14 protein-coding genes are annotated in these 16,580 nt (G+C 72.0%); 3 read left to right on the top strand and 11 right to left on the bottom strand.

Features of this window, described 5'->3' with window-relative positions:
- Window positions 1–26: 26 nt before the first annotated feature.
- Window positions 27–665 (bottom strand): dihydroxyacetone kinase subunit DhaL, encoded by a 639-nt coding sequence (gene dhaL / locus ACE4Q9_RS04305; protein WP_397982879.1) that lies wholly within the window; start codon window positions 663–665, stop codon window positions 27–29.
- A 657-nt stretch (window positions 666–1,322) separates the two neighbouring features.
- Window positions 1,323–2,099 (bottom strand): IclR family transcriptional regulator, encoded by a 777-nt coding sequence (locus tag ACE4Q9_RS04300; protein WP_397982878.1) that lies wholly within the window; start codon window positions 2,097–2,099, stop codon window positions 1,323–1,325.
- Window positions 2,100–2,170: 71 nt separating this feature from the next.
- On the opposite strand from ACE4Q9_RS04300, the gene dhaM reads away from it, so the two are divergent.
- Window positions 2,171–2,563 carry a dihydroxyacetone kinase phosphoryl donor subunit DhaM gene (gene dhaM / locus ACE4Q9_RS04295; protein WP_397982877.1) on the top strand — a complete coding sequence of 131 codons (393 nt, stop codon included), beginning with the start codon at window positions 2,171–2,173 and terminating at the stop codon, window positions 2,561–2,563.
- A gap of 151 nt (window positions 2,564–2,714) precedes the next feature.
- On the opposite strand, the gene ACE4Q9_RS04290 is transcribed toward dhaM, so the two are convergent.
- On the bottom strand, window positions 2,715–3,779 hold the full coding sequence (locus tag ACE4Q9_RS04290) for an aminotransferase class I/II-fold pyridoxal phosphate-dependent enzyme (RefSeq protein WP_397982876.1): 1,065 nt from the start codon (window positions 3,777–3,779) through the stop codon (window positions 2,715–2,717).
- Window positions 3,780–3,866: 87 nt separating this feature from the next.
- On the bottom strand, window positions 3,867–5,147 hold the full coding sequence (gene eno, locus ACE4Q9_RS04285) for a phosphopyruvate hydratase (RefSeq protein ID WP_397982875.1): 1,281 nt from the start codon (window positions 5,145–5,147) through the stop codon (window positions 3,867–3,869).
- 193 nt (window positions 5,148–5,340) lie between these two features.
- On the opposite strand from eno, the gene clpX reads away from it, so the two are divergent.
- The gene (gene clpX, locus ACE4Q9_RS04280) at window positions 5,341–6,633 is read left to right on the top strand and encodes an ATP-dependent Clp protease ATP-binding subunit ClpX (RefSeq protein WP_397982874.1); all 1,293 of its coding nucleotides are present in this window, start codon (window positions 5,341–5,343) and stop codon (window positions 6,631–6,633) included.
- Between the two features lie 113 nt (window positions 6,634–6,746).
- Here clpX and ACE4Q9_RS04275 read toward each other — a convergent pair whose 3' ends face one another.
- From ACE4Q9_RS04275 to asnB, 4 genes are read right to left on the bottom strand one after another with little or no spacing between them, the layout of a single operon-like run.
- A complete protein-coding gene (locus ACE4Q9_RS04275) occupies window positions 6,747–7,850 on the bottom strand; it encodes a diiron oxygenase (protein WP_397982873.1) in 1,104 nt (367 codons plus the stop codon).
- 40 nt (window positions 7,851–7,890) lie between these two features.
- Complete coding sequence (locus ACE4Q9_RS04270) at window positions 7,891–8,175, bottom strand: PqqD family protein (protein ID WP_397982872.1); 285 nt, start codon at window positions 8,173–8,175, stop codon at window positions 7,891–7,893.
- The gene (locus tag ACE4Q9_RS04265; protein ID WP_397982871.1) at window positions 8,175–9,029 is read right to left on the bottom strand and encodes a hypothetical protein; all 855 of its coding nucleotides are present in this window, start codon (window positions 9,027–9,029) and stop codon (window positions 8,175–8,177) included. The genes ACE4Q9_RS04270 and ACE4Q9_RS04265 overlap by 1 nt, the downstream gene beginning before the upstream one ends.
- Window positions 9,026–11,224 carry an asparagine synthase (glutamine-hydrolyzing) gene (gene asnB / locus ACE4Q9_RS04260; RefSeq protein ID WP_397982870.1) on the bottom strand — a complete coding sequence of 733 codons (2,199 nt, stop codon included), beginning with the start codon at window positions 11,222–11,224 and terminating at the stop codon, window positions 9,026–9,028. Before asnB ends, ACE4Q9_RS04265 begins: the two co-directional genes overlap by 4 nt.
- 504 nt (window positions 11,225–11,728) lie before the next feature.
- Between asnB and ACE4Q9_RS04255 the strand changes: the two genes are divergently transcribed.
- A complete protein-coding gene (locus tag ACE4Q9_RS04255) occupies window positions 11,729–13,564 on the top strand; it encodes a M28 family peptidase (protein ID WP_397982869.1) in 1,836 nt (611 codons plus the stop codon).
- 36 nt (window positions 13,565–13,600) lie between these two features.
- On the opposite strand, the gene ACE4Q9_RS04250 is transcribed toward ACE4Q9_RS04255, so the two are convergent.
- The 3 genes from ACE4Q9_RS04250 to ACE4Q9_RS04240 are packed head-to-tail and all read right to left on the bottom strand — an operon-like array spanning window position 13,601 to window position 16,576.
- On the bottom strand, window positions 13,601–15,049 hold the full coding sequence (locus ACE4Q9_RS04250) for an amidase (protein ID WP_397982868.1): 1,449 nt from the start codon (window positions 15,047–15,049) through the stop codon (window positions 13,601–13,603).
- On the bottom strand, window positions 15,042–15,227 hold the full coding sequence (locus tag ACE4Q9_RS04245; protein WP_397982867.1) for a hypothetical protein: 186 nt from the start codon (window positions 15,225–15,227) through the stop codon (window positions 15,042–15,044). Before ACE4Q9_RS04245 ends, ACE4Q9_RS04250 begins: the two co-directional genes overlap by 8 nt.
- A 23-nt stretch (window positions 15,228–15,250) precedes the next feature.
- Window positions 15,251–16,576, bottom strand: coding sequence for an LLM class flavin-dependent oxidoreductase (locus tag ACE4Q9_RS04240; RefSeq protein WP_397982866.1), 1,326 nt, complete (start codon window positions 16,574–16,576; stop codon window positions 15,251–15,253).
- Between the last annotated feature and the right edge of the window lie 4 nt (window positions 16,577–16,580).

Genomic DNA, 16,580 nt, shown 5'->3' with positions numbered 1-16,580 from the left:
CGGGGAGACCGTCTGCGGGTACCGGGTCACTTGGCCTCCAAGGCGGTCGCAAGGGCACGGAAGATCAGCGCGGTCGAGGCCGCGCCCGGATCCTGATGGCCCACACTGCGCAGGCCGAGATAGGAGGCGCGGCCGCGGCGGGCCTGCATCGGCACGGTGGCGCGCGCCCCCTCGGCGGCGGCCGTGGCCGCGGCTTGCGCGCAGGCCGCGAGTCCGGCTCCGCCCGCGGCCTCGCGGGCGAACGCGTCGGCGGCCGGCCCGTACGCGTCGTACATGGTCTTGTCGCCCGGCCGGGCGGCGCCCAGGCGCTGGATGCTGTCACGGGCCGCGGCGAGCGCCGCCGCGAGCCGGCGCGTGTCGGTCTCCGCTCCGGGTGCGTCGAGGGCCTTGCCCAGGGCTTTGAAGGAGTTGCCGAACAGCGGTCCGGAGGCCCCTCCGATGGTCGAGACGAGGGTGTCGCCCGCGGCGACCAGAAGCCGGCCCGCCGTCGCGCCGTCCGTTCCGCCCGCCTCCAGGGACCGCACGACCGCGGCGTATCCGCGTTGCATGTTGACGCCGTGGTCACCGTCGCCGATGGCTGCGTCCAGGTCGGTCAGCCGGTCCTTCTCCTGGTCGATCAGCACTGCCGTCGTGCACAGCCACTCGTGTATCCGTGCGGGGTCCAACGGTCGTCCTCCCGTGCATGTGTGGTCGTCAGCTTGTGCCACCCGCGGCAGCCGCAGTGCGGTGCCGGGGTGCTCACGGGTGTCGTGCAGAGGTCGAGGAGGTGGGAGCCGGCGCGGCGGACGGTGAAGGGCACGTCTGCCGCGCCCGACTCGCTGACGCCATGGCCGGCCGGCGTCTGCGGGAGGGTCTGTACGGGGGACGGCCCGGCCGTGCCCGGTACGGCGGCCGCGGGCAACCAGGCCGGATCCGGCGGGAGATGGACGAGGTGGAGCGCGCCGTCCCGCTCGAGACGGACGCCGGACCGCCCGCGCGCCCGGCCACCCGGGTCCCGGCGGGACGGCGTGGGCCGGGGTGGGCGGACGCTCTCGCGGTGAGCGTGTCGGACGCTAACGCCGCGGCCGTGTTGATCAGCCTCTTCAGGACGCCCCCTACCATGAGCGGCCGCTCGCACCGAGCGGTCGTCAGACCCGTGCACGCCCGGTCATGACGAACGCGGTACCTGAGCCAACTCATCCTCGCGATCAGAACACCGTTCTCCATCGCTGAACGATTACCTGAAAGTTAGATTTCCGTACCCCTGCTGTCAAGGGACGGCCACGCCCGACAATCGACGGTTTTCGCTGGTCGGCAGGGGTTTCAGGGGAGAGATGTCCTGTTCAGCCGATGGTCTGGCGTCCGGTGGCGCGGGACGCTCCCAGTTCGCGCGAAAGGTTCCGTGCCGTCTCGCGGGTCGCGATCGCGTGCGCCTCGCGGTTCGGCTCGGCGAGCAGCCGCTCGACCGGACCGACCACCCCGATGGCGCCCGCGACCGCCCCGGTGCGGTCGAAGACGGGCGCCGCGATGCCGGCGTCCCCCAGCGTCGACTCCTGGCTCTCCAGGGCGTAGCCGACGTCCTGGGCACGCTCCAACTGGGCGGTCAGCTCCGCCGGTTCGGTCACGGTCCGGCCGGTGAGCGAGTCCAGGGGCCCGTCCAGGGCGCGCTTGCGCGCCTCGGGGGCGGAGAAGGCGATGATGGCCTTGCCGAGGGCGCACGCGTTCCAGGGCAGCCTGGCTCCGGTCTCCAGCGCCTGCACGCCTCCCTGCGGGCGCAGCGCGTGATGGATCACCAGCACCTCGTCCCGGACCAGCACGCCCACCCAGACGGCTTCGTCGGTCCGGGCGGCCAGCAGGTCGGACCAGGTCACCGCACGGGTGCGCAACTCGTGCGTGTCCAGGTAGGCGTTGCCGAACGTGACCAGGGCCGGGCCCAGGCGGTACTTGCCGGACTCGGGGTCCTGCCCCACCAGACCCTCGCACTCAAGGGTGCGCAGCAGCCCGTGGACGGCGGACTTCGAGACGCCGACGCGCTCGGCGAGTTCGGTGACGCCCAGCCGTGGTGCGGCCGTCAGTTCCCGCAGGATGTGGACGGCACGCCTGACCGACTCAACCACCACGCTCTTTTCCTCATGCTCCGGTGTGGGTTCTGTATTGATGAATCATGTTCTGATATTTAGGCTACGCGTTCATGAACCCGTCCGTCGGCATCGTCCTGGTGTCACACAGCGTAAAGCTTGCTGACGGCGTGGCAGAGCTGGTCGCGCAGATCGGGCCGGATCGCGTGCCGGTCGTCGCCGCGGGAGGTGACGACCACGGCGGGCTGGGCACCAGTTACCGCCGTGTCCGCGAGGCGCTCGGCGCGGCGGACCGGGGGGCCGGAGTCGTGGTGGTGCCGGATCTGGGCAGCGCGGTGCTGACGGCGCGTGCGGTCCTCGAAGACCATCGCCGCCCGGATGTCGTCATCGCCGACGTGCCCTTCGTGGAGGGCGCCGTCGCGGCCGCGGTGGCCTCGGCGGGCGGCGCCGATCTCGCCACCGTCGTCAAGAGCGCGGAGGAGTCACGTCATGTCAGCAAGTTCTGAGCCCGCGAGTTCCGGGTCCGCGCATCCGACGGAGGTGTCCGGAAGCAGCCGGAGGTCCGTCGTGCTCCCCGCCGACCTCCAAGCCCGCCCCGCCGGGCGCATCGTCACCGCCGAGTAGCCCGAGGAGGGCCGCATGCGTGCCGTGAGCCCTTCAGGGAGTGGCCGTGCGGTCCAGGCGGGATTCCAGTTCGGCCAGCCGGTGTGCGGCGAGCGGGACACTGAGCCGGCCGACCGCGACGAGAGCGCCGGTCCGGGCCGACCACACCGGCTGCACCTTGCCCTGGATACCGCGGGACAGCAGTGACTCCACCACCACCTGCGGCTTCTCAGGGAAGATCACATAGGGCAGGCCGTCCGCCGCCGCGACCGGCTCGGGCAGCCCGGCGGCCGTCAACAGGTCACGTACGTAAGGCTTGTTCGCCGCGATGCGGGCCCGCAGACCGGAGGTCACGTCGCCGAGTCCGAGGACGCGCCGTCCGATGCGCAGCGACAGCGACGAGGCGCCGAGCGGCGCCACCACGCCGCGTACCGCCCCGGTCAGGGCGGCGGACGAGACGCAGTAGCCGAGACGCACCCCGCCGAGGCCGTACGCCTTGGACAGTCCGCGCACGACGATCAGGTTGGACACCTCCGCGGCGAGGTTCGCCGCGCTGAACCCGGCGGGGCAGTAGTTGGCGTTGGACTCGTCGATCAGTACCACCGCACCCCGCTCCGCGGTGTCCGTGCACAACTCGCGCACCGCGTCGAGACCGGCGAAGCGGTCGTCGGCGAGCGCGGGACGCTCCAGGAGCACGATGTCACCGGGCGGCCCGGCGCCGAAGGGCACACAGCGGCCGCCCGCCCTGGCCACCCAGTGCGGGTGGTCGGGGTAGACGTCGGTCAAAACCTCCACCGTAGCCCCGGCGGCCAGCAGGCTCAGGTCGTGCAGCAGCGGACCGACCCCGGCGCCGCAGGTCACCGACGCGGACCAGCCGGGCCGCCCGAAGAAGTCGGCGACCACCGGACCGAGTACCCCCTCACCGTACGGGTCCTTGACCATGTAGTCACCGGTGTACGGCAGGGCCTCGGCCACCTCGGCGGTCAGCTCCTGCGCCACCACCGTCATGACGTCCGCGCCCAGCAGGTCCCGTTCGTCCTGCGTCCAGGCGAGGTTGAGCAGGTCCGCCCCGTCGGTCAGGACGCCCAGCTTCTCGTACGAGCCGATGGCCAGGGGCATGGAGGGGGACCGCCTTCCGGATCGGTGACGGCCTGCGGGCGGGCGCGGGGCCTGCCCGCAGGCCGGTCGTGAGGGGGAGTGCCGGTGTCAGCGCACCCGGAGCACGCTGCTGCCCGGATAGAGGGCCTGCGAGCCCAGCTCCTCCTCGATCCGGATGAGCTGGTTGTACTTGGAGGTGCGGTCGGAACGGGACAGCGAACCCGTCTTGATCTGACCGCAGTTGGTGGCGACCGCGAGGTCCGCGATCGTGGTGTCCTCGGTCTCACCGGACCGGTGCGACATCACCGCGGTGTACCCGGCCTTGTGCGCGGTCTCCACGGTGGTGAGGGTCTCGCTGAGCGAACCGATCTGGTTGACCTTGACCAGGATGGAGTTGGCGTAGCCGTCGCGGATGCCGTCCTTCAGCCGCTCGACGTTGGTGCAGAAGACGTCGTCACCGGTGAGCTGGATCTTGCCGCCCAGCTCGCGGGTGACCTGCTTCCAGCCCTCGATGTCGTCCTCGGCCATCGCGTCCTCGATGGAGGCGATCGGGTAGCGGGAGACGAGCGTGGTGAGGTAGGCGATGTGCTCCTCGACCGAGCGCTTGACGCCCTCGCCCGCGTAGTCGTACACCCCGTCGTGGAAGAACTCCGAGGTGGCCGGGTCGAGCACGAGGACGATGTCCTCGCCGGGGGCGTACCCCGTCTGCTCGATCGCGCGGACCACGAAGCTCAGGGCCTCGTCGGCGGAGCGCAGGTTGGGCGCGAAGCCGCCCTCGTCCCCGACGTTGGTGTTGTGGCCGGCCTCCGCCAGGGCCTTGCGCAGGGTGTGGAACACCTCGGAACCCATCCGCACGGCCTCGGCGAAGTTCGCCGCGCCCACCGGCGCGATCATGAACTCCTGGAAGTCGATCGGATTGTCGGCGTGGGCACCGCCGTTGATGATGTTCATCATCGGCACCGGCAGGGTGCGCGCGCCGACACCGCCGACGTAGCGGTACAGCGGGAGCCGGTGGGCCGCGGCGGCGGCCTTCACCGTGGCGAGCGAGACACCGAGGATCGCGTTGGCACCGAGGGCGCCCTTGTTGGGCGTGGCGTCGAGCCTGATCATCGTCTCGTCGACGAGGTACTGGTCCACGGCGTTCAGGCCGCGCAGCGCCTCCGCGATGGGCCCGTTGACCGCGTCGACGGCCTTGCGCACGCCCTTGCCGTGGAACCGGGACCGGTCCCCGTCGCGCAGTTCGACGGCCTCGTTGGCACCGGTGGAGGCTCCGGACGGGACCGCGGCGCGGCCGAACGAGCCGTCCTCAAGGGTGACATCGACCTCGACGGTGGGATTGCCACGGCTGTCGACGATTTCACGGGCTACGACTCGGGATACCGCGGTCATGTGACTCCTCGGACGCATTGATTAACTCGCCTCCATCCTGCCAGAGTTGTGCGGGCCGTGCGACGGACGTCTCACTATTCGCAACCCAGGCCCCCCGATTGAGCTGGCCTATCCTCAATTGATCGATACCACGGGCGGGTTGGGCGTGTTCCGCGCACCCGATGTTTCGCGACCGCACGAAGGAGTTCACCCAATGACGGTTGTCGGCATGCGTGACACTCAGCTCACCTGCTCGTTCTGCGAGAAGAGACAAGACGAAGTCTTGAAGATCGTGTCCGGGCCGGGCGTGCACATCTGCGACGGCTGCGTCGACCTGTGCGCGGAAGTGGTCGCGGAAACGAGAAACGGGGGACGAAAGGCAGGTCTCGCCGGCGGCCTTCCGAAGCCACGTGAGATACGGGCATTCCTGGACACCTATGTGGTGGGCCAGGAGCGCGCCAAGAAGTCGCTTTCCGTCGCCGTCTACAACCACTACAAGCGGGTGCGCGGCGCGGCCGTGGACGACGACGACGTCGAACTGGCCAAGTCCAACATTCTGCTCCTCGGGCCCACCGGCTCGGGCAAGACCCTGCTCACCCAGACCCTGGCCCGGATTCTCGACGTCCCCTTCGCCATCGCCGACGCCACCGGCCTCACCGAGGCGGGCTACGTGGGCGAGGACGTGGACGCGATCCTGATGAAACTCCTCCAGGCCGCCGACCACGACCCGCGCCGGGCGGAGACCGGCATCGTCTACATCGACGAGATCGACAAGATCGGCCGCCGGGGCGACGGTCCGGCTGTCTCGCGTGATGTCTCCGGCGAGGGAGTGCAGCAGGCTCTGCTGAAGGTGCTCGAAGGCTCGGTGGTGACCGTCGCCCCGCCGGGGCGGGGGACCGGTGCGGTCGCCGGCAGCCGCAGCCGTACCGCCCAGGAGGGCATCCAGATCGACACCTCGCACATCCTCTTCATCGTCGGCGGCGCCTTCGCGGGTCTGGAGAAGATCATCGAGGCGCGTGTCGGGGCCAAGGGCATCGGCTTCGGCGGCAGCGTCCGGTCCCGGCACCAGACCGCGGCGGACGACCTCTTCGCCCAGGTGACCCCCGAGGACCTGGTGAAGTTCGGGATGATCCCGGAGCTGATCGGCCGCCTGCCGATGGTCACCTCGGTGGCCCAGCTGGACCGGGAGGCGCTGCTGCGCATCCTCACCGAGCCGAAGAACGCCCTGGTGCGCCAGTACCGCAGGCTGTTCCAACTGGACGGCGTGGAACTGGCCTTCGAGCCCGGAGCGCTGGAGGCGGTGGCCGACCAGGCACTCAGCCGGGGCACCGGGGCCCGCGGTCTGCGGGCCATCCTCGACGAGGCGCTGCTGCCGGTGATGTACGACGTGCCGTCGCTGGAGGACGTGGCACGGGTGACGGTCACCGAGCGGACCGTACTGAAGGGCGAGATGCCGTTGCTGACGCGCGAGGACGGCTCGGTGGTCGAGCACGGGGCGAACGGGTGACGGCGGCCCGCCGCGGCTGATGTGTGGCGGGCGGTGCCGGGGAGCTGGACACCCGGCACCGCCCGCCGGCCCGTGGGCGGGGCGCAGCCGGCCGGCGTCCGGTCCGGCCCGCCTCAGTCGAGCAGGCCGTACGCCGCCAGCGCGTCCCGGGCGGCGGCGCTCTCGAAGGCGCCGAGTTCCCGGAAGTAGCGCCGGGTCTGCTGGGAGGTGGCACGGGCGTGGCTGCTCAGCACCTCGGGCGTGTACACCTCGGCGAGGACCTGCTCGGCATCGTCGCCGGTCAGCTCGTAAGCGGTGAGTTCCTCGCGCAGCGCGTCGAGATCGGGCCGCAGGAAGGCGTCCATCAGCGCCGGCACCAGCCGGCCGGCCGTTTCGCGCTCCGCCGGTTCGAGGTGCGCCCACAGGCGGTGCAGGAAGTGTGCGAAGTAGGCGTGGTGGCGGCCCTCGTCGAGGGCGTGGTCCCGGATCGTGCCGGTGACGGCGGGGGCCACCGCCTCGCGTTGCGGGATCTCGGCGAGACTCGCCGAGATCAGGGTCTCCGAGACGATCACGAACAGCAGTTCGGCCAGGGGCCGTTCACCGGCCGGCAGCTCGGCCAGCAGATGGCTCAGCCGCCGCAGAAAGAAGGGTTCCCCGGGCAGTCGGGGGGTCGTGCCGGTCACCGCCTGCACCTGGTCCGCGAGATCCGCGGAGAACAGCGCGTGGTACGCCTCGTCGCAGTACATCTTGTAGGCGTCGAGGCGCATTTCGCCGGGCACCGGGACGCCCACCGTGCCGCGCGCGATGCCCAGCACGGTGCGGTTGACGACCAGGTACTCGAGCTTGGCGGTGAAGTCCAGGTACCGGTACAGGTGCTGGACCAGCACCTCCTGGAACTGCGGCGCGGGCAGGTCGCGGACGAGCGGGTGCCGGGTGACCGGTACCAGGTCGGGCGGGAACAGCCAGGGTGCCGGACCGCCGTCGCGGGGATCGGCGTCGAGCAGCCGCCGGGGGGCGCTGCGCACGCTGGAGCGCTCGTACCAGCTGCGGAAGGGACTGCGGTAGGGGGCCGGCTCGCCGCTCGCGACGGCCGGATCGGCGCCGTCGGCCTCCGCGGAGGTCTCGCCGCCCTCCGTCCCCTGCGCCGTCCCCGGATCGGGCGACGGCGCGCGCAGCAGGCGCCGGGGACAGTACGACAGGGCCGAGCAGCCGACGAACATCCCTACCGTCCCGCACATGCCGGGCCCTTCCCGGAGAAGCCCCCGCGTGCGGCCGCGGTCACGCCACGACCTCCACGACTCCGTGACCGAGCAGCTGGACGGCGAAGTCCACGGTGTCCGCGGTGGCCTCGTCGACCCCGACGCCGTACTCCTCCGCGAGCCCGGCCGCGACCTGCCGCAGCGTCGACGTGCCGTCGATGCGGCGGAAGATGGCCTGGGCGACGTCGTCCAGTTCCAGGGCCTGGTCCTGCACGGCGATGTACAGCTTCCCGCGGTACTTGCGGGTACGGGCTTCCATCCGGCGGCGCACCACGCTGTCCGGCTGCAACTCCGGGTCTCTCATCAGTGAATCTCCACATCGATCGACAGATCTCTGCATAGCTGCACGACTCGGGTGACCCAGCCTCCGGGCCGGTCGTGGGGGAGGTCGCGCATGGTCTCCACCGCCCAGTAGTCCTCGTACGACAGCTGCCGGGGCCGTACCTCGTGGAACCGCCGGGCCCGCCACTTGGGCGTGCGGGAGCCGAACGCCCCGTGGCTCTCCAGGAGTGCGTCGACCACGTGGCCGAACGCCTTGCGGGCGGACAGCACGGCGCTGTCGGCGTCGTCGGCGGCGAGCTGGCCGAGCGCGTCCTCGATCGAGGCGTCCGCCTCGGCGAGCGAACGTGCCGTCACGAAGGCGCGGAAGGCGGTCGCCCCGAGTTCCAGCCGCCGGCCGCGCACCCATGAGGTGCCGCTGAGCGTGAGACAGGTGGCCAGCTGCTCCAGGAACCGCTCCTCCGCCCCGGTCAGCACGTCGGAGGCGACGGTGCGCTCCTCGAACCGCTCCCAGGTCACCTTCGCCAGCATCTGGTCCACCTGGGTGTCGAGCCAGTACGTGACTTCCCAGCGGCGTCCGTCGACGTCCGCCACCGCCACGGGCACCGAGGCCGGCCGCAGCGGCACCGGGATGGCGTGCAGGGCGGGCCCGTGCCAGGGTCCGGTGGCGATCACGTTGAAGTCGTAGTCGCTGCCCTCGTTGGCCCAGCCGCGGGCGACGGACCCCGCACACGTCACGGCGAGGTGGACGACGGGCAGCAGCCCGAGCTCCTCCAGTCCCTCCAGGCAGCCGAGCAGGGCCGACTTCGCCGCCAGCGCTTCCCAGGGGCCCTGCACCAGGGCGGTGTCGGGGTTGCGCACCTGGCCACGCCTGGTCATTCCGCGCGGACCACCGACGTCAGCAGTCCCAGCTCCAGGGCCTCGGCCGCCAGCGGGGTCACGGCGGCGGGATCGGCGCCGAGCGCGGCGACCAGCTCGCCGTAGGGCCGCTTGCCGTCCAGGGCGTGCAGGAACCGCAGCCAGTCGGGGTTCTCCACCTCGTCCAGCACGTACTCGATGCTGCCGTCGACCACGAGGTACCACACGGCGGGCTCGTCGGCGGAGTGCAGCAGCAGGACGTGCTCGGGCAGCTCCAGCACCTGCTCCTGCGTGACCTCCGGGCGGCGCACCACGCGGGCCTCGACGGCCTCCCGCTCGGCCGCCCAGTCGGTCACCGGGACGCTCTGCGGCACCGGCGCCTTGCGGGACTCGACGTGCGGGGTGGGCAGATCGCGGGTCATCCGCTCCAGCAGCCCGAGGTTGACCACGCGCAGCAGCAGCTCCACATGGCCGGCCGACGGGTCCTGCTCCAGCCTGCGCAACTGGGCGCGGACCTGGTCGGCGTCCAGGCGCTCGCGGGCCGCGTCGCTGGCGAGCGCCTCGTCGAGCAGCTGATCGCCGTTCTGGGCGAGCATCCGCAGGAACGTGCGGTAGGTGAGGTGTTCGCCGCTGCCGTAGAAGAAGGGGCCCTTGGGGCGGTTGACCATCTCGGGCGGCAGGATGCCCACCATGGCCCGGCGCAGGATCTGCTTGTCCCACACCAGGTTCGCCCGCAGCGGTTCGGGTACGGCCGCCACCAGCTCGATCAGCCGGTGGTCGAGGAAGGGCACCCGCGCCTCGATGCCGTTGCCGGCCGCGGTGCGGTCCTCGTGCCAGCAGTTGTAGAGCTGGACATCGCGGTACTTCCAGCGGAACAGCTCCGCGTACGGGTCGCTCGCCGGCCGGCCCGCCACGTCGCGCAGATAGCGGGCGCTGACCATGGAGCGGCCCGCCCCGTCCCACCACGCGCCGACGTCCGGGCGCAGGGCGCGGTCACGGGCGGTGCCGAGGGCGTCGACGTTGCGCACGAAGTCGGGCCATTCGCCGCCGCCCGCCATGGTCTTCGAGTAGCCGCCGTTGAATTCGTCGGCGCCACCACCCAGCAGCATGGCCTTGATCTCGGGTGCGTGGGCGCCGACGTAGCGGTACATCTCGTACTTGTAGAACGTCTCGGGGCCCGCGAGCGGCGTCTCCAGCAGCCACAGGTGCCGCTTCCACTCCTCGGCGGAGGGGGTGTGCGAGGAGTCCAGCAGCACCTGGTGGTTGGCCAGGCCGAGGACGCCGGCGATGTGGTGCGCGGACTCGGCGTCGCCGTTGGCGAGGGTGCTGCCGTTGAGCGCGGTGAACGTGCGCGGCTTGAGGGAGGCGAGCGCCGCCACGGCCGCCGAGTCGATGCCGCCGCTGAGGAAGAGGCCGATCTCGACGTCGGCCATCTGGCAGTCGTCGATGCTCTCGGCCAGGATCCTGCCGTAGTCCGCGACGAGCTGCGACTCGGAGGCGGCCGCGTCGCCCTCGTAGGAGGGGAAGTCCCAGTAGCGGTGGGTGGAGCGGGAGCCGTCGTTGAGGTCGAGCGTGACGATCGACGCGGCGGGCACCAGCTCGATGTCCTTGAACCAGGAGTGGGCCGGGCTGTCGTCGGTCACCGGCGCCATGCTGAGCAGCTGGTCGCCCAGCGCCCTGTCCCAGTCGAGGTCGCGCGGGCAGTCGGGGTCCTCGAAGAGCGCCTTGATCTCGGACGCGAAGACGACCCGCTCGCGGTTGAGGTGGTAGAAGAGCGGCTTGATGCCGAACCGGTCGCGGGCGAACACCAGACGGCCGCGGTCGCGGTCCCACAGCACCAGCGAGAACATGCCGCGCACCCGGTCGAGGAAGCGCAGACCGTCGCGGCGGTAGAGATGGAGCAGCACCTCGCAGTCGGAGCGGGTGCGCAGCCGGGTGCCGGCGGGCAGACCGGCCGCCAGCTCGCGGTGGTTGTAGATCTCGCCGTTGGCGATGAGCACCAGGCCGCCGTCGTCCGTGGCGAGGGGCTGCGCACCGCCCTCCGGGTCGACCAGGGACAGCCGGACGAAGCCCAGGCCCAGCGGGCCGGAGCGGAAGTACGTCTCGTCGTCGGGGCCCCGGTGAGCCACCGCGCGTGCCATCCGGCGGAGCAGGGCGTCCGCTTCCTCACCAACGGGACGGCCGTCGACTCGGGCGATGCCGGACAGGCCACACATACTTCTACCTCGCTCGCTGCGGAGACTGGATGGGCGCCGGGTCCGGTGCCGGTGCGGCACCGGGCTTGCCGCGCCCGGCCGGGACCGGGCGCGGCAAGGGATCGTCCGAGCACACTCAGACGACCATCTTCAGGACGGTGCCGGAGGTGACCTCCTTGGCAGCCGGCTTGGCGTACTTGCGCATATCATTCACCTCCCCTGCGAAATCTCTGGAATGCCTCGGGCGGGAAAGTCGCCCTCGGCATTCCCGAATTCCGACAACGGAATGCAACAAGCCGCGCGGTGGGCCCGTCAAGGTCCACATGAGACAGTCAACAGTTGAACTACAGCAGGGTAGTTGACGTTGCCGCAGGTGAGCGGGGTTGCCGACGGGGCGTTCCGGCTCTGCCGCCCGCGGGAAGAACGAGCACGACGTGAGACAAGTCCGCGATTGCCGAGGCGCCTTCGGGCTCTGTAAAGATGGGGGCGCCGGTATCCGATCCGATTTGCTCCGGAGTACCTTCCATGGGCTATTCACAGATTTCGGACGATTCTCTGGTCCGACGGCTCCTGCGCTCGGTGCCCATCGACGCCGTCATGGACCACGTCGAGCAGGTGAGCGCCCATGACCGCTACCAGGCGTCGCTCGGCCTGGAGCGCGCCGCCCAGCTGGTGGCCGAGTCAGCCGCGGCGGCCGGGCTGGCCGACGTGGGCGTGCGGCGCTATCCCGCCGACGGCGAGCCGCAGTGGTGGACCTTCCGCGCCCCCGTCTCCTGGACACCGCTCGACGCCCGCCTGACCGTGTTCGCCGGACCGGGCCCGGACACCGCCGTGGTGTTCCGGACGGACCACGCCGAGCAGCCCTTCGCCGTGGCGACCTACTCCGCCGCCACCCCCGAGGGCGGCGCCGTCGCCCGGCTGGTACCGGTCCGCGGGAACGACCCGGTCGGTGCCGCCGTGGCCGGGGCGATCGCGGTGGTGGACCGGGCGGCCTTCGTACGGGGCTCCCTGCCGGCCGAGCTGACCGCCGCCGGAGCGCTCGGTCTCCTCACGGACGCACCGTGGAAGGGCAGCGCGGCGGCACCGTACGTCGGCCGTATCGAACTCCCCCCGGACAGCGCCCTGTTCGGCTTCAGCCTCACCCCTGAGAGGTTCCGGCAGGCCAGTGCGGCCGCGCAGCGGGGCGCGGTCGCCCACGCCGAGGTCACGGTGGACAGGACCGCCGCCATGCCCCTGGTGAGTGGCGTACTGCCGGGCGACGACGACGCGGGGGAGATCTGGCTCACCGCCCACCTGTGCCATCCACGCCCCGGCTCCAACGACAACGCGTCCGGGGTCGCCGCGCTGCTCGGCATCGCCGACACCCTGGCCCGGCTGCGGCGCGCGGACGCCCGGTACGGCGTCCGGCGCCCGATCAGGTTCTTCTGGGGCGCCGAGTTCCTCGGCAACGCGGCCGTCCTGCACGGGCGTTCACAGCCGGGCGGCGGCGGTCTGCCGCAGGCGCTGATCAACCTCGACATGGTCGGGGAGGACCAGGCGCTGTGCCGCTCGCCGTTCGTCGTCGAACGGCCGCCGGAGACCACGCCGACCCTGCTCGCGCCCCTTGCCGAGCACGTGGTGGAGCAGGTGTTCACGGCCACGGCCGACAGCCCCGGCACCTGGCAGCCGTCGCCGTTCCTCGGCTTCTCCGACCACGCGCTGTACGCCGACCCCTCCGTCGACCGGCCCGCCGTCCAGTTCTGCCACCCGGCCGACCGGTTCAACCACTCGGCCGGCGACTCCCCGGACAAGGTCTCCGCGGTGGAGATGACGCGTTCCTGCGTGGCCGGCGCCGCCCTGGCCCACCTGCTCGCCTCGGACGGGCCCGACCCGGCGGCGCGGAGCGCGGTGGTGGAGCGCTGGTGCCGCACCGAGCAGGAGGCGGTGGCCCGCCTGGCGCGGGACAGTGGGGGCGCGGACGACGGCTGGTCCCGCGGTCTGATGGACCATGTGGCGCGCCGCGCCGCGGCTCTTCGGGCGCTGGCCGCCGGAGCGCCGGCGGCCGAGGCGCGCCTGCTCGCCGGGCCGGGCCCCGCCGCGGCCGGCCCCCCGGTGCGCCGGAACTGGCCGGGGCCGCTCAATCTGCGGGCCATGCTGGGCCAACTCCCCGTCACCACACGGACGGTGCTCGGCGGGATGATCGCCGATGACAAGCACCACCTGTCGGTACTGTTCAACCTCGCGATCCGGGCCGACGGCGCGCGCGACCGCGAGCGGATCGTCACCGAGACGTCGTACGGTCTGCGCCGCCCCCTGGACCCCGCCACCACGGACCGCCTCTTCGACGCGCTCCTGGAGTCGGGCTGGCTGACGGAGGGCTGACCCCTCGCCGCCGGCCGGGGCGCGGGCAGCCGCGGATCAGACCCCCGCTCCGCCCGCCGCCGCCCGTACCGTGAACCCGGCCGGCCGCTCGTCCGGGTGCCGGGTGATCTCCTCCACCGCCGAGCCCACCCGCAGCACCGTCACCTCGTCGAAGGGCCGGCCCGCGATCTGCATGCCCAGCGGCAGTCCGCTCGCGGACCGGCCGGCGGGCAGCGCCAGGGCCGGGTGGCCGGTGACGTTGAAGGGGATGGTCTGCATGGCGGTCAGTTCCCGCGGCGGCGGCCAGTCGACCGGGAAGGCGTCCAGCCGGGGCGCCGGCGCGAGCCCGGTCGCGGTCACCCACACGTCGTACCGGTCGAAGACCGTGCGCCGCACGGCGTCGGCCAACTCCTGGCGGAGCCGGTGCGCCTGCACCAGGTCGGCCGCGCTCAGGCCCGCCGCCGGCGCGACCCGCTGATAGGTGTACCGGCCGTAGGAGCCGGGCCGCTCCCGCAGGTCGGCCTCGTGGACGGCGTACGCCTCGGCGGCCATGATGACCCGCCCGCACGCGTTGAACAGCCGGTACGGCGGAGGCTCCACCTCGTGGACGGTGGCGCCGCGCCGGGCCAGCTCCGCCAGCACCCGCTCGATGGCCGCCGTGACCTCCGGCGAGGTCGCCGGGTCGTTACGGAACCAGCACGGCGAATAGGCGATGCGCAGCCCCCGCACCCCCTGTCCGAGACCCGCCGTCAGGTCCGGCACCGGCCGCCGGACGCTGCCCGGATCACGCGGGTCGTACCCGGCGATGACCTGGGTGGCGAGCGCGGTGTCCCGCACGGTCCAGCCGAGCGGACCGATGTGGTCCAGCGCGTACGACAGCGGGAACGCGCCCCGCCGGGACACCAGTCCGTAGGTGGGTTTCAGGCCCACGGTGCCGCAGTGGCAGGCCGGGCCGCGCACCGACCCGCTGGTGTCGGAGCCGATGGCGATCCGCACCAGCCCCGCCGCCACGGCCGCACCGGCGCCCGAGGAGGAGGCACCGGTGAAGTGATCGGTGTGCCAGGGATTGCGCGCGGGCGGGAAGGGCAGTTCCGGGCTGGGCCCGCCGAGCGCGAACTCGTGCGTGGCCAGCTTGCCGACCAGGACCGCCCCGCCGGCCCGCAGCCGCGCCTCGGCCTCGGCGTCCTCGTCCGGTATGTGCTCCGCCATGAGCCAGGAGTGGCTGGTGGTGCGGATGCCCCGGGTGTCGAAGATGTCCTTCAGGGCGTAGGGGATACCGTGCAGCGGGCCCCGGTCGAGCCCCGCCGCCAGCTCGTGGTCGGCACGGTCGGCGTCCTTGAGCGCCCGTTCCTCGGTCACGGTGACGAAGGCGTGCAGCACCGGATTGGCCTCGGCGATCCGCGCCAGCGTGTGCCGGGTCAGTTCGGCCGAGGTCAGCGTGCCCGAACGCAGCCGCGCACCGGCCTCGGCGACGGAGAGTTCGTGCGGTTCGCGCGGTTCAGGCATCGTCGTCCTCCACGGTGAGGCGGTACACGGCCGACGGCTCGTGGCCGGCCGGACGACCGGGATCACGCAACAGGTCGGCGAACACCATGAGTTCCGCGTACGACGCGGCGGCCCCGGCCAGCCACTCGGCCGGCACCGTCAGCCCGGCCCGCCGTGCCACCTGAAGGAATTCCGTCACGCTCGCCTGGTCCTCGGCCCCGGTCACCGTCCCGGCCTCCGCAGTCCGAGGTGGTCGCGGAGCGTGCTGCCCTCGTACGCGCTGCGGAACAGCCCGCGCCGGCGCAACTCGGGCACCACCAGGTCGACGAAGTCGTCCAGTCCGTCGGGCAGGGACGGGGGCATCACGATGAAGCCGTCGACGGCACCGCTCTCGAACCAGTCCGCCAGGTCGTCCGCGATCGACTCCGCCGTGCCCACGACCTGCCGGTGACCCCGAGAGCCGGCCACCCGCTGGTACAGCTGCCGGACGCTCAAGCCCTCGTCGGCCGCCATCCGTACCAGCAGATCCCGCCTGCTCTGCCCGGAGTTGGAGGGCGGAAGCCGCGGCAACGGCCCGTCCAGGTCGCAGCCGGAGAGGTCGACGTGCCCCAGTTCGCTGGCCAGCAGGTCCAGCCCCACCTCGGGCTGGATCAGCTCCCGCAGCCGCTGCGCCTTCTCCTCGGCCTCGGCCCGCGTACGGCCCACGAAGGGAAACACTCCGGCCAGGACCTGCAAGGAGTCGGGGTCACGGCCGTGCTTCCCGGCGCGTGCCCGGACGTCCTCGGTGAAGGCCTTCACGTCGTTCTTGTCGTGCTGCGCGGTGAACACCACGTCGGCGGTGGCGGCGGCCAGGTCACGGCCGGGCCCGGAGGAGCCCGCCTGTATCGTCACCGGGTGCCCCTGCGGAGTGCGCGGCATGTTCAGCGGCCCGCGCACCGAGAAGTGCTCCCCTCGGTGGTCCAGGGGCCGGACGCCCTCCGGCTCGAAGAACAGACCGGACTCCTTGTCACGGACCCAGGCGTCGTCGTCCCAGGTGTCCCACAGCCCCTTGACCACCTCGGCGAACTCCTGCGCCCGCCGGTAGCGCGCGTCATGCTCGGGGTGCTGGGGCAGGCCGAAGTTGTAGGCCTCGAACGGGTTCTGGGACGTCACCAGGTTCCAGCCGGCCCGGCCCCCGCTGATGTGGTCCAAGGAGGCGATCATCCGGGCCGTGTGATAGGGCTCGTTGTAGGTGGAGGATACCGTGGCGGTCAGCCCGATCCGCTCGGTGACCGCGGCCAGGGCCCCCAGCAGGGTGAGCGGCTCGAACTGGGCCACGTACCGGATGGCGGTACGGCTCAGCTCCGACAGGTCCGCCCCGCGCATCGCGGAACTGTCCGGCAGGAAGAGGAAGTCCAGCGCACCGCGTTCCGCCGTCCGGGCCAGCTCGGCGTAGTGCGCGAAGTTCACACCCGCGTCGGCGGGCACCTCGGGGTGGCGCCAGGCCGCCACGTGATAGCCGGTCGGGTACAGGAAGGCGCCGAGCCTCATGTGGGAGTGCCGAGTCAACGCG

Source organism: Streptomyces sp. AM6-12 (genome assembly GCF_044327085.1).
Taxonomy (GTDB): domain Bacteria; phylum Actinomycetota; class Actinomycetes; order Streptomycetales; family Streptomycetaceae; genus Streptomyces.
Note: the sequence above shows the minus strand (reverse complement) of the source record. Positions and strands in the feature narration are given on the sequence as shown.

Coding starts and splice junctions, on each gene's coding strand:
- dhaM (WP_397982877.1), top strand. CDS start 2,171: ATGAACCCGTCCGTCGGCATCGTCCTGGTGTCACACAGCGTAAAGCTT.
- ACE4Q9_RS04290 (WP_397982876.1), bottom strand. CDS start 3,779: ATGCCCCTGGCCATCGGCTCGTACGAGAAGCTGGGCGTCCTGACCGAC.
- eno (WP_397982875.1), bottom strand. CDS start 5,147: ATGACCGCGGTATCCCGAGTCGTAGCCCGTGAAATCGTCGACAGCCGT.
- clpX (WP_397982874.1), top strand. CDS start 5,341: ATGACGGTTGTCGGCATGCGTGACACTCAGCTCACCTGCTCGTTCTGC.
- ACE4Q9_RS04275 (WP_397982873.1), bottom strand. CDS start 7,850: ATGTGCGGGACGGTAGGGATGTTCGTCGGCTGCTCGGCCCTGTCGTAC.
- ACE4Q9_RS04270 (WP_397982872.1), bottom strand. CDS start 8,175: ATGAGAGACCCGGAGTTGCAGCCGGACAGCGTGGTGCGCCGCCGGATG.
- ACE4Q9_RS04265 (WP_397982871.1), bottom strand. CDS start 9,029: ATGACCAGGCGTGGCCAGGTGCGCAACCCCGACACCGCCCTGGTGCAG.
- asnB (WP_397982870.1), bottom strand. CDS start 11,224: ATGTGTGGCCTGTCCGGCATCGCCCGAGTCGACGGCCGTCCCGTTGGT.
- ACE4Q9_RS04255 (WP_397982869.1), top strand. CDS start 11,729: ATGGGCTATTCACAGATTTCGGACGATTCTCTGGTCCGACGGCTCCTG.
- ACE4Q9_RS04250 (WP_397982868.1), bottom strand. CDS start 15,049: ATGCCTGAACCGCGCGAACCGCACGAACTCTCCGTCGCCGAGGCCGGT.